At 74.9% G+C, this 11,806-nt stretch carries 11 protein-coding genes; 5 read left to right on the forward strand and 6 right to left on the reverse strand.

What is annotated here, in order from left to right:
• Positions 1 to 19 precede the first annotated feature (19 nt).
• Genes rpsR through rpmG form a run of 4 tightly spaced genes read right to left on the reverse strand, consistent with a single transcriptional unit; the run spans position 20 to position 1,886 of the window.
• Entirely contained in the window at positions 20 to 253 is a 234-nt protein-coding gene (gene rpsR, locus IE251_RS27115; protein WP_189755634.1) for a 30S ribosomal protein S18, read from the reverse strand.
• Entirely contained in the window at positions 253 to 1,461 is a 1,209-nt protein-coding gene (locus tag IE251_RS27120; protein ID WP_189755635.1) for a CobW family GTP-binding protein, read from the reverse strand. Before IE251_RS27120 ends, rpsR begins: the two co-directional genes overlap by 1 nt.
• Positions 1,458 to 1,712: a type B 50S ribosomal protein L31 gene (locus tag IE251_RS27125; protein ID WP_030781785.1), complete on the reverse strand. Its 255-nt coding sequence runs from the start codon at positions 1,710 to 1,712 to the stop codon at positions 1,458 to 1,460. The genes IE251_RS27120 and IE251_RS27125 overlap by 4 nt, the downstream gene beginning before the upstream one ends.
• Positions 1,713 to 1,721: 9 nt before the next feature.
• The gene (gene rpmG / locus IE251_RS27130; protein WP_030606219.1) at positions 1,722 to 1,886 is read right to left on the reverse strand and encodes a 50S ribosomal protein L33; all 165 of its coding nucleotides are present in this window, start codon (positions 1,884 to 1,886) and stop codon (positions 1,722 to 1,724) included.
• Between the two features lie 62 nt (positions 1,887 to 1,948).
• On the opposite strand from rpmG, the gene rpmB reads away from it, so the two are divergent.
• The 3 genes from rpmB (at position 1,949) to IE251_RS27145 (ending at position 3,919) form a co-directional block, all read left to right on the forward strand.
• Complete coding sequence (gene rpmB / locus IE251_RS27135) at positions 1,949 to 2,185, forward strand: 50S ribosomal protein L28 (protein WP_030606221.1); 237 nt, start codon at positions 1,949 to 1,951, stop codon at positions 2,183 to 2,185.
• Positions 2,185 to 2,490 carry a 30S ribosomal protein S14 gene (gene rpsN / locus IE251_RS27140; RefSeq protein WP_189755636.1) on the forward strand — a complete coding sequence of 102 codons (306 nt, stop codon included), beginning with the start codon at positions 2,185 to 2,187 and terminating at the stop codon, positions 2,488 to 2,490. Before rpmB ends, rpsN begins: the two co-directional genes overlap by 1 nt.
• A 913-nt stretch (positions 2,491 to 3,403) precedes the next feature.
• A complete protein-coding gene (locus tag IE251_RS27145) occupies positions 3,404 to 3,919 on the forward strand; it encodes a DUF4232 domain-containing protein (protein ID WP_189755637.1) in 516 nt (171 codons plus the stop codon).
• Positions 3,920 to 3,956: 37 nt separating this feature from the next.
• Here IE251_RS27145 and IE251_RS27150 read toward each other — a convergent pair whose 3' ends face one another.
• Positions 3,957 to 5,066, reverse strand: a complete 1,110-nt coding sequence (locus IE251_RS27150) for a DUF2786 domain-containing protein (protein ID WP_189755638.1) — start codon at positions 5,064 to 5,066, stop codon at positions 3,957 to 3,959.
• 313 nt (positions 5,067 to 5,379) lie between these two features.
• Here IE251_RS27150 and IE251_RS27155 point away from each other — a divergent pair, with 313 nt between their 5' ends.
• Complete coding sequence (locus IE251_RS27155) at positions 5,380 to 6,126, forward strand: Clp protease N-terminal domain-containing protein (protein ID WP_189755639.1); 747 nt, start codon at positions 5,380 to 5,382, stop codon at positions 6,124 to 6,126.
• A gap of 85 nt (positions 6,127 to 6,211) precedes the next feature.
• The gene (locus IE251_RS27160; protein ID WP_189755640.1) at positions 6,212 to 7,900 is read left to right on the forward strand and encodes a bifunctional 3'-5' exonuclease/DNA polymerase; all 1,689 of its coding nucleotides are present in this window, start codon (positions 6,212 to 6,214) and stop codon (positions 7,898 to 7,900) included.
• A gap of 222 nt (positions 7,901 to 8,122) precedes the next feature.
• On the opposite strand, the gene IE251_RS27165 is transcribed toward IE251_RS27160, so the two are convergent.
• Complete coding sequence (locus IE251_RS27165; RefSeq protein WP_229896955.1) at positions 8,123 to 11,638, reverse strand: AfsR/SARP family transcriptional regulator; 3,516 nt, start codon at positions 11,636 to 11,638, stop codon at positions 8,123 to 8,125.
• Positions 11,639 to 11,806 lie beyond the last annotated feature (168 nt).

The raw sequence follows: 11,806 nt of genomic DNA on the forward strand, positions 1-11,806 counted from the left end.
CCTGCCTGGGCGTGGGGGCTCAGCGGCCGGCGTACGGCAGCAGCGCCATCTCGCGGGCGTTCTTGACGGCCCGCGCGAGCAGCCGCTGCTGGCGGACGGTGACCCGGGTGACGCGGCGGCTGCGGATCTTGCCCCGGTCGGAGATGAACTTCCGCAGCAGGTCGGTGTCCTTGTAGTCGATGTAGGTGACGCCGGCCTCGTCCAGGGGGTTGGGGCGGTCGCGGACGGAGGAGCGGTCGCTCTTGCGGGGCATCAGACCTCCAGCAGGGTGTCGAAGGCGGGCGGGAGCCGGCGCCAGGAGTCCCGCCCGGCGGCGTACTCGGCGTCGGTGAGCAGGCAGGACTCCAGCAGCCTGGTCAGTCCCTCGCGGTCGAGGCCGGGCGAGGTGAACACCAGGTGGTTGCAGCGGTCGCCGTGCTCGGGGTGCCAGTCCAGCGCGGCGGCGGCGCGGCGCACCGGCGGCACCAGTTCCCAGGCCGCGTCGGGCAGCGCGGCGAGCCAGGGCCCCGCGCTCTCCACGCACAGCGCCCCGCCCGCCGCGTCCCAGTGCAGCAGCGCGTCCGGCTTGTCGGCGAGCCAGAACCGGCCCCGGCTGCGGGCGGCGGCGCAGGTCAGGTCCTCCAGCGCCGCGTACAGCCGCTCCGGGTGGAAGGGCCGGCGGCGGTGCCAGACCAGGGTGGAGACGCCGTGGTCGTCGGCCTCCTGGGGCAGCAGCGCGCAGGCCGGGTGCTGGGCAGCGGCGGCGGCCTCCACGTCGAAGCCGGCGAGGGCGGCCCGGGCGAGCGGACCCTGGACCCCGGCGTCCGCGCCGCCCGGCACCGGCCGGACCGCCGAACGCGGTCGCGCCGAAGGCTCACCGTCCCCGGCACCCGCGCCGATCGGCACCCGGCGGGCCGTCGGATGCAGCTGCGCCAGCAGCTCCATGTCCTCGTCGTCGGCCTCCGGGGAGTCGGTCACGGCGAGCACGGGCGCGTACTCCAGCTGCCGGGCGAAGGTGTCGGCGACCGTGCGCCGGTCGGTGGCCGCCGCGGCGAGTCCGGCCTCGGCGAGGTCGTCGCCGTTGCCCAGGTACGGCAGCACCAGCGCCGGGTCCACGGCCGTGATCACGGACGTGACGGTCAGGCCGCCGGAGGCGATCACCTCGGCCATCGCCTTCGGCTCGACGGAGTCCCACAGCTCGACGATCGCCAGCCGGGTGCTCGCCGCGTCGGCCAGCCGCCGCAGTTCGGGCACCAGGTCCTCGCGCAGCGCGCAGCAGGCACAGTCGTTGACCAGGGGCGTCTCGCCGCGCGACACGATGCCGTCGCGGTCCCGGACGGTGCGCGCGACCCGGCCGGCGGGGGCCGTGGAGAGGTCGTGGTGCAGGACGACGCTCCCGGGTACGTCGGCGAGCAGCCGGTCGACGGCCGCCGTGCGGGCCGCGGCGTGCAGCCCGCCGACGACGGCCACGGCCAGGCTCACTTCCCGCCCCGCTTCCCGAACCGGCGCTCGAAGCGCTCGACGCGTCCGGCGGTGTCCAGCACGCGCGCGGTGCCGGTGTAGAAGGGGTGGCTGACGTTCGAGATCTCGACGTCCACGACCGGGTAGGTGTTGCCGTCCTCCCACTCCACCGTCTTGTCGCTCGTCATGGTCGACCGGGTGAGGAAGGCGTGCCCGGCGGCGCGGTCGCGGAAGACGACCGGTCCGTAGGCGGGGTGGATTCCCTTGCGCATGACGGTGGTTCAGCGCTCCTCTCGGAAATCGACGTGCCGGCCGGCGACGGGGTCGTACTTGCGCAGCGTCAGGCGGTCCGGGTCGTTGCGGCGGTTCTTGCGGGTCACGTAGGTGTAGCCGGTCCCGGCGGTGGACCGGAGCTTGATGACCGGGCGCAGCTCGTTGCGTGGCATGCTGCTACCTTACTGAAAATGAATTCCATTTGCTGACTCGCTGCGAGGAGAGCTACGTCACCATGTCCGCCCACTGCATGCTCACCGGGGCCCGGCCGGGCTTCGGCAACCGCGTCTCCCACTCACACCGGCGCACCTCCCGCCGCTTCGACCCCAACATCCAGACCAAGCGCTACTGGCTGCCCGGCGAGGGCCGGTACGTCCGGCTGCGGCTGAGCGCGAAGGCGGTCAAGACGGTGGACGCGATCGGTGTGGAGGCGGCCGTCGCCCGCATCCGCGCCCGGGGGGTACGGGTCTGATGGCGAAGAAGAGCAAGATCGCGAAGAATGAACGGCGCAGGGAGATCGTCGCCCGGTACGCCGAGCGCCGCGCCGAGCTGAAGGAGATCATCCGCCGGCCTTCCACGCCCGAGACCGAACGGCTCGCCGCCCAGCGGGAACTGCGCGCACAGCCGAGGGACGCCGGCGCCACGCGCGTCCGCAACCGCGACGGGATCGACGGCCGCCCGCGCGGCCACCTGCGCGCCTTCGGACTGTCCCGGGTGAACCTGCGAACACTGGCACACCAGGGCTTCCTGCCCGGGGTCCGCAAGTCGTCCTGGTGACGGCCCGCACCGCTCCGGGACGGGTGACCGGGTCGGGGTGCGGGGCGGCCGGGTGACCGTTGGGTGCCCGGGCCGGATCGGGGCTGTGCTGGTGACGGCCGGGTGAGCGGGCCGGGTCGCGACTGTGCCGGTGACGGCTGGGGGCCGGGCCGGGTCGGGGGCTGTGCTGGTGGCCGCCGGGTGAGCGGGCCGGGTCGCGACTGTGCTGGTCACCATCGGGTGAGCGGGCCGGATCGCGGGCCGGCCTGGTCACCGCCGGGTGAGCGGGCCGGATCGCGGGCCGGCCTGGTCACCGCCGGGTGAGCGGGCCGGATCGCGGGCCGGCCTGGTCACCGCCGGGCAACCAGGCCGGATCGCGGGCCGGCCTGGTCACCGCCGGGCAACCAGGCCGGATCGCGGGCCGGCCTGGTCACCGCCGGGCAACCAGGCCGGATCGCGGGCTGTGCTGGTGACCGCCGGGTGAGCGGGCCGAGTCGCGGGCTGTGCTGGTCACCGCTGGGGGGCCGGGCCGGATCCCGGGCCGTCTTGGCGAGCATCAGGCGACCAGGCCGGATCGCACGCCGCCCTGGCGACCGCCGAGCAACCAGGCCGGGCGCGAGCCACCCTGGCGAGCATCAGGCGACCGGGCCGGATTCCAGGCCGCCGCCTGGTGACCACCGCGCAACCAAGCCGGGCCGCGGGCCGCCTGGCGAGCACCGGGCGACCGGGCCGGATCCCGAGCCGCCGCCTGGCGACCACGGGACCGGTCCGGGTCGCTGGTCGTCCGGGAGGGTGGCGTGCGATCCCTGAAGGGGAGCCCGGCCGCGCGGGGTTCGAGGGTCCGGGGGCCGGGTTGCGGAGGGGCGGGCGTACGGGGCTCGGGGGCAGGCGCCATGATGCAAGGGCACCGTCACCACCAGGACAGGGACCCGCCATGCGCGCCATTCCGCTCACCGTCACCGCTCTCGCCGCCACCCTGCTGCTGACCGCCTGCGACGACGGTGGCGGGAAGAGCGGCAATAACGCCGACTCGGCCTGCGAGATCGGCGGGGTCTCCGTGCAGATCGGCTCGGCGAGCGTCGCTCCGGCCGCCGGGGACACCGGCGAGATCCCGGTCAGCCTCACCAACCAGAGCGCGCCCTGCACCCTGGACCACTTCCCGGGCGTCGTGCTGAGCGGCGGCGGCAGCGACGTCACCGTGCCCACGCTCAAGGGCGCGAAGGCCCAGAAGCTGAAGCTGGCCAAGGGGGACTCCGCGTCCTTCTCCCTCACTTACGTACGCGGCAAGGACGGCGCCGAGAACACCCTCGCGGCGAAGACCGTGAAGATCACCCTGCCCGGTACGGACACCGGCCGGAGCTTCCCCTGGAAGTACGGCCCGGTCGCCGGGAAGGCCGACGGGAGCGGTCCGGACGCCTCGGTGAGCGCCTTCCAGCAGGTCGGCGACTGAGACTCAGGACCGGTGAGGCGCACTCCGGCACGGGGGCTCACTCCAGCCGCGGACGGGCCCTGACCTGGGCCTGGTCCGCCGCGCGGGCGCCCTCGGTCCAGCCCGCCGCGTCGCTGACACCCCGCAGCCGGGTCGTCGTGGTCTCCGGGAACATGTGCTCCAGCCGGCCGGTGACGGCTATCGCGCGCGTGGCCAGCACCGGCAGCAGGTCCTGGGACACCTGGGTCTCGGCGGCAGCCGCGAGCCGGTCGCCCACGCGGTGCGCGTAGGCCGCGAGGAACGACTGCCGGAAGGTCTTGGTCCGCTTGCGCCCGCCGGCCCGCTGGGCCGCCTCGGCCCTGGTCATGGCATGCGTGGCCTGCACCAGCAGTGAGGTGTAGAGCAGCTCGACGGCCTCCAGGTCCGCCTCGAAGCCGACGACCGTGGAGAAGCCGAGCGGTTCGTTCCACACCGCGCGGCAGTGGTTGGCCGTGGCCACCGCGTCCAGCAGGACGGCCTTGGCCTGTTCGTACGGCGGCTCGACCCCGATCCGGCAGGCGCCGGGCGCGTCCGGCGCGGGTGCCTCGGCGGCGAGCAGTGCCTCGTCGACGCTGTGCCGGGCCATCAGCTCCTGCGCCTTGGCGCTGAGCGCCTCCGCCTCCTCCGGATAACCGGTGGCCTCGGCCTTGGCGAGCAGCGCGCGGATGCGGGTGAGCATGCGGGAGGCGGCCGGGCCGGGAGCGCGCCGGGACTCGTCGTCCAGCGGCTCCAGGGCGGGCAGGCGCAGCAGCAGGCGGTACAGCTCCAGGACGGTGGTGGCGTACGAGAAGCGGTCCGTGGCGCGGTCGGGGCCGGTGGGCAGCGCGGCCAGCTGGTCGGCCCAGCGGCGCCCGCGCGGACGGTCCCGCCCGGCCTGCGCCCGGATCAGCGCGGCGGCCAGGTGGACGTGCGGGTCGTCCAGCTCGCGCCGCACCAGTCGTACGACGTCGGCGGGCTGCCAGCCGCGTCTCCAGGCCGCCGCCACGAACTCCTCACCGCGCCGCCCGAGTTCGGCGTCGGCCCCCGGATCGGCGGCGAGCACGGAGGCACCCGTGTCGAGCCCGGTGTCGGTGTCGTCGTAGAGAGCGGCCCGGAAGGCCCGCTCGACGGTGCTGGCAGTACTGGTCACAGACCCGATCGTGCCACGCGCCACCGACAAGCGGCGGCGTCCGTCCACAGCCTGTGGAAAACTCTGACGGAGGCGGATCCCGGGTCGGCTCGGGGCGGCGGCCCCCAGCACACCCGCGAGGCCCTACGGACGCCGCGTCCGTACGGCACCCACACACCCGATGCCCCCAACCGGGCGGGCGGGACTCGCCCGCGCCACTGTCTCACCCTCCGGAATTCCACCCCCGCGCGCGGGCCGGTGCCGAGCATGGCCGACCGAACCAACTGACAACCATTGGTTGACACCCCTAGAGGTGCAACCTACGGTTGACACTATGGCGACCAACCCGAACTTCACGGCTTCCGTGCGCCTCGACGACCTCATCGAGGCCATCAAGAAGGTCCATCCCGAACCCCTCGACCAGCTCGAGGACGCGGTGATCGCCGCCGACCACCTCGGTGACGTGGCGGACCATCTGATCGGGCACTTCGTCGACCAGGCCCGCCGCTCGGGCGCGTCCTGGACCGAGATCGGCCGCAGCATGGGCGTGACCCGGCAGGCGGCACAGAAGCGGTTCGTGCCCAAGGAGTCCGCCGATCTCGACCCCAGCCAGGGCTTCAGCCGCTACACCCAGCGCGCGCGGAACGTGGTCATGGCCGCGCACAACGAGGCGCTGGCCGCCCGCAACACCGAGGTCCGCCCCGAGCACCTGGTCCTCGGCCTGCTGTCCGAGCCCGAGAGCCTGGCCGCGAAGGCGATCACCGCGCAGGGCGTGCTCCTGGACGCCGTACGCCAGGCCGCGACCGCCGCGCTGCCGCCGGCCGCCGACGACGTTCCCGACCTCGTCCCCTACGCCCCGGACGCCAAGAAGGTCCTGGAACTGACCTTCCGCGAGGCCCTCCGTCTCGGTCACAACTACATCGGCACCGAGCACATCCTGCTGGCCCTGCTGGAGCACGAGAACGGCCAGGGCGTCCTCAGCGGCCTCGGCGTCACCAAGCCGGCCACCGAGGAGGAGCTGCGCAAGATGCTGGCGCTGCTGCTGGAGAACACCCCCGGGCCGGGCGGCTCGCAGGAGTAGATCCACAGGTTCCACCCCAGCTCACGGCCCAGGTCCCGCCCGAGGTCACGGCCGATTGTCAGACCCACCTGCCACACTCGCGGACATGACGGACCGGTGGGCGCTCGCACCGGCCGAGGACGGAGGCGTGGACGTCGCCCCCCTCGGCCCGGACGGGCTGCCCGCCGGACCGGTGCGGCGGGAGAGCGATCTCGCCGGGGCGGTGCGGAGCCGCCCGGAGGTGACGCGCTGGGTGTGGCGGTCGACCGCCGAGGTCTATCCGCGTCTGCTCGCCACGGGGGTGCGAGTGGAGCGGTGCTACGACATCGAGGACGCCGAGACACTCCTGCTGGGCCACGAGGGCCGGTACGGCGAGCCACGCTCGGCCGCCGCCGCCCTGGCCCGCCTCCGCGGCGGCCCCGTCCCGCCCGATCCGCCGCAGCGCGCGGCCGAACCGGGCGCCCAGTCCCCGCTGTTCGAACCCGCCGGCGACCATCTGCCCCTGCCCGACCTGCTCGCGGTCTACGCCGAGCAGCAGCACCGCCACCAGAAGGCCGCCCATCCCGACCGGATGCGGCTGCTGACCGCCGCCGAGTCGGCCGGGATGCTGGTGGCCGCCGAGATGAACCGCTCCGGCCTGCCGTGGAGCGCCGAGGTGCACCGCGCCCTGCTGCACGAACTGCTCGGCGAGCGGTACGCGGGCGGTGGCGAGCCGCGCCGCCTCGCCGAGCTGGCCGACGAGGTGTCCGCGGCCTTCGGCCGCCGGGTGCGGCCGGACCTGCCCGCCGATGTGGTCAAAGCCTTCGCGCAGGCCGGGATCAAGGTGAAGTCCACCCGCCGCTGGGAGATCCGGTCCGTCGACCACCCGGCCGTCGCTCCCCTGCTGGAGTACAAGAAGCTGTACCGCATCTGGGTGGCACACGGCTGGTCCTGGCTCCAGGACTGGGTGCGCGACGGCCGCTTCCGCCCCGAGTTCCTCGCCGGCGGCACGGTCACCGGCCGCTGGGTGACCAACGGCGGGGGCGGCCTGCAGATCCCCAAGGTGATCCGGCGGGCCGTCGTCGCCGACCCCGGCTGGCGGCTGGTGGTGGCCGACGCCGACCAGATGGAGCCGCGCGTACTGGCCGCGATCTCCCGCGACCCCGGTCTGATGGAGGTGGCCGGCCGCGACAGCGACCTCTACCAGTCCGTCTCCGACCGCGCCTTCTCCGGCGACCGCGAGCAGGCCAAACTCGCCGTGCTCGGCGCGGTCTACGGCCAGACCTCCGGCGACGGCCTGAAGAACCTCGCCGCGCTCCGCCGCCGCTTCCCGAAGGCCGTCGCCTATGTCGACGAGGCCGCCCGCGCGGGCGAGGAGGGCCGGCTGGTGCGCACGTGGCTGGGCCGTACCTGCCCGCCGGCCGCCGGTTCGGGCGAGGACACGGCGGAGGAGGCGGGCATCCCGGGCGGCGAGGAGGAGAACGAGGGCCAGTCCGGCTGGGTCCCCGGATACGCCTCGGCCGATTCCCGCGCGCGGGGCCGCTTCGCGCGCAACTTCGTCGTCCAGGGCAGCGCCGCCGACTGGGCCCTGCTGCTGCTCGCCGCGCTGCGCCGGGCGCTGTGGGACATGGCGGCCGAGCTGGTCTTCTTCCAGCACGACGAGGTGATCGTGCACTGCCCCGCGGAGGAGGCCGAGGCGGTCGTCCGGGCCATCCGCGACTCCGCCGCCCTGGCCGGCCGGCTGACCTTCGGCGACACCCCGGTGCGGTTCCCGTTCACGACGGCGGTGGTGGAGTGCTATGCCGATGCCAAGTGAGGGAGTGGGGTGCGGCGGGCGGGCGGGGATCGGTGGCCGCTGGGAGGTCGGCCGGTGGCCGGAACTCAGCGGACGGCCGGAGTCCGGCGGACGGCCGAGGTCCACCGGAAGGCGGGGGTCGCCCGGAAGGCGAGGCGTCGGCGGAGGGCTGGGGTCAGTTGGCGGGTGCGGGTGCATCGGACCGCTGGGTGGGCGGTCGGGCGGGCGCTCGGGAGGTCCCGTTCAGCCGGCCTCCGGGTCTTCGCCGGGCGGATCCGGTTCGCCGGAAGCGCCAAGTCCCCCGCCGTCCTGCGCACCACCCCGTCCGCCGACCACGCCCGGACCACCGCCCGACGGCCCCGCTCGGACAGCGACGCCGGCGGCGTCAGTGGCGCAAGTGGGGTCAGCGGCGTCAGCAGGGTCGGTGGCGTCAGCAGGGTCGGTGGCGTCGGACGCGCCGGAACCGTCGCCCAACAGGTCCCGCAGCTCCGCCAGGACTGCCTGCTCGTCCGTGCCGTCCAGTGCCGTGTGTGCCGCGCGCCAGGCGTCGTACGCCTCCATCCGCAGCCCCCGCTCGCGCAGCAGCAGCCCGTGCTGGTGCAGGGCCAGCCCGCCCATGTAGCGGTCGGCGCGGGCGTCGGCCCGGCGCAGCAGCTCGGCGCACTCCTCGGCAGCCCGCTCGGTCCGCCCCAGCTGCCGCAGTGCGCGGACCAGACCGAGCCGGGTCTGGGCCTCGCCGTGCCAGTCGCCGTGGACGCCCAGGATGCGCAGGCTCTCCTCGAAGTGCCGGGCGGCGGACTCCGGTTCGCCGAGGGTGAGATGGGCGTAGCCGATGTTGCAGTGCGCCGAGTGCCGCACGATGACCGCGCCGATCCTCTCCCCGATCGCCAGCGAGCGCCGGTGCTGCTCGATGGCGGCACGCGGGTCGGTGTGCTCGTAGAGGTTGCCGAGGTGGCTGCGGGTGACGGCCTCGCCGTAGGGGTCGTTCAGCAGCCGCGAGTAGGCGAGGCTCCGCCGCAGCGCCTCCCCCGACTCCGCGAACCGCCCGAGCCCCTCCAGCAGCAGCCCCCGGTTGTTCAGACAGCGCCGGATCCGGGAGACCATGCCCAGCCGCCCCCAGATCTCCAGGGCCTGGTCGGTGAGGGCGAGGGAGTCGTTCTGCCGGCCCGTCAGGAAGTGCAGCGCGGCGAGGTCGCACAGCGCGTACCCCTCGGCCGCCGGGTCCCCCAGCCGCCGCGCCGCCGCGAGCCCGGCCCGACCCAGCACCTCCATCTCGGCGACCCGGCCGCTGCGCTGCACGTACGGGGAGATCAGCCGCGTGAGCACCGAGAGGTGCCCGGCCGTGCGCGGATCGTCGGTGTCCGCGTTCCGTGCCACCAGCGCGACGATGTTCTCCAGCTCCGTCTCGCCCCAGCCGAACGCCTCCTCGGCCGACTCGAAGGACGCGAGCGCGGCCACGTCCGTGGCGTGCTCGGGCGGCTGCGCCGCGGTCGGCCGCCGCCGGTCGTCCTGGTCGATGCCCGGCTCCACGATCGCCTCCAGCACCCGTTCGGACACGGCGGCGTACCAGCGCAGGGCGACGAGATCGGCGCAGGCGTGGAGGGAGGTGGTGCCGGGCTCGTCCGGCCCCGGCTCCACGTCCCCGGTGACGGCCTCCGCACGGCTCGTCCGCGCGTCCGCGTCCGCCAGTTCGCGGGCGAAGTCGCGGACCAGGTCGTGGGGTGCGTAACGGCCGTACGCCGTCTCCTCCAGCAGGGCCACGTCGACCAGACGGTCCAGGGCGGCCTCGGCGCGCCGCTCGTCGGTGCCGGTGAGACGGGCGAGCAGCGAGGCACCGTACGTCGGCAGGTCCAGCGCGCCGATACGGCGCAGGGCGAGGGCGGCGTCCCGGTCGGCCTCGCGCTCGGCGGCGGCGAGCGCGTCGTGGGCGACGGCCAGGGAGCGTCGGACGCTCAGATCGTCGTACTCCAGGTGGTGCAGCCGGCTGCCGGTGTCGGCCAGCTGACCGGCCAGGACGTCCGGGGTGAGGGCGCGGCGGGCGGCGAGCCGGGCGGCGACCACGCGCAGCGCCAGCGGGAGCCGGCCGGTCAGCTCGACCAGCGGATGGCCCGCGTCCAGCCCCGCGCGCCCGCTGACCGCGCGCAGCAGGGCCGCGCTGTCCTCGCCGGTCAGCGGGGCGAGCGGGAAGCGCCGGGCGCCGTCGAGGGCGGTGAGCGGCGAACGGCTGGTGACGATCACCGCGCAGCCGGGCCCGGCCGGCAGCAGTGGCCGGACCTGGGCCGCGTTCGCCGCGTCGTCCAGCACCAGCAGGAGGCGGGCGGGGGCGAGCAGCGAGCGGAGCAGCGCGGCGGCGGCGTCGGGGTGTTCGGGGATGTTCCGGGGGCCCACGCCGAGGTCGCGCAGCAGCGCGGCCAGTGCCTGGGTGGCGGTGAGCGGGGTCATGCCGGGGGTGGCGCCGTGCAGATTGACGTAGAGCTGACCGTCGGTGAAGAGCTCCCGCAGTTCATGGGCCACGTGCAGGGCCAGAGCGCTTTTGCCGACCCCGGCCATGCCGCTGATCACCGCGACGGCGGGGACGGAGGCGGGTGGCCCGGTGAGCGCCTGGCGCAACTCGCGCCGTACGTCCGTCCGCCCGGTGAAGTGGGCCGGCGGCGCGGGCAGCTGGGCCGGACGCGGGGTCTGCGGGGAACCTGAGGCCGTGGGACCAGGGGTGGCGGTCCCGGGGGCCGGGGTTGCGGGGAAGGCGCCGGAAGCCGAGGCGGTGCCGGGTCCGTCGACCGCGCTCGCGAGGCCGGCACCGTCGTTACCGGTACTGCCGGAGCCGGTGCCGTCGTCGGTGGCGGCACTCCCGGCAGCGGCCGGGCCGGCGTCGTCATCACGCGACTCCTGCCCCGGCCAGGGCTCTGACCGGGAGTCAGCACGTGCCTGCCCGCGACGGTCGCGCAGCACCTCGACATGCGCCTCGCGGACCGCCGGACCGGGTTCGATACCGAGTTCCTCCACCAGACGGGCGCGCAGGTCGCGGTGGACGGCGAGGGCCTCGGCCTGGCGCCCGGTGCGGTGCAGGGCGAGCATCAGCTGGCGGTGGTACGCCTCGCGCAGCGGATGCTCGGCGGCCAGGGCCGTCAGCTCGGGCACGAGGGCGGCCAAGCGGGTGCCGCCGAGGGCGAGTTCGGCGTCGTACCGCCACTCCAGCAGGAGCAGCCGGGCCTGCTCCAGGCGCTGCACGAAGGCGTAGCCGCCGATGTCGGCGGGGAGCCCGCTGAGCGGGGTGCCGCGCCACAGCGCGAGCGCGCCGGCGCAGGCCCGCAGCACGCCCGGCCAGTCCCGCCGGACGTGCGCGGCCCGGGCCTCGGCGGCCCGGGCGTCGAAGACGTGCACGTCGAGTTCGCCGTGGTCGACGCGCAGCACATAGCCCGGCGGTACGGCCCTGAGCCGCTCGGGGTCGTCCAGGAGTCGGCGCAGCCGGGTGACGTGGTTGTGCAGGGACGCCCGCGCGGAGACGGGCGGCGCGCCGCCCCACAGCGCGTCCTTCAGCACCTCGACGGAGACGACCCGGCCGGGCTCCAGCAGCAACGCGGCGAGCAGGGCACGGACCTTCGGACTGCCGATGGACCGGACATGACGGTCGGGAACATCACCCCCGGACGAGACATCACCCGAGACCCCGGACGAGGGCTCGTACGAGACTCCGTACGACGGTCGGTCGTAGAGAACCGGCGGTCCCAGCAGTCCGAAGCGCAGCTCGCACCGCCGCATCACGCCGCTCCACAGCCTTCCCGCGCGGCCGGGCCGACCGCACTCCGCAGCGGGCGCCTGCCCGCCGATGTCTGGCGGAAACCCGCCCTGTCCACAACGGTTTCCCGCCACTTCCTGCCCACCAAACGGCCTGCGGAACCTCCCTCGTTCGAGGGGCTGTTCCCGCGC

It is taken from the genome of Streptomyces eurythermus (genome assembly GCF_014649115.1).
Taxonomy (GTDB): Bacteria; Actinomycetota; Actinomycetes; order Streptomycetales; family Streptomycetaceae; genus Streptomyces; species Streptomyces eurythermus.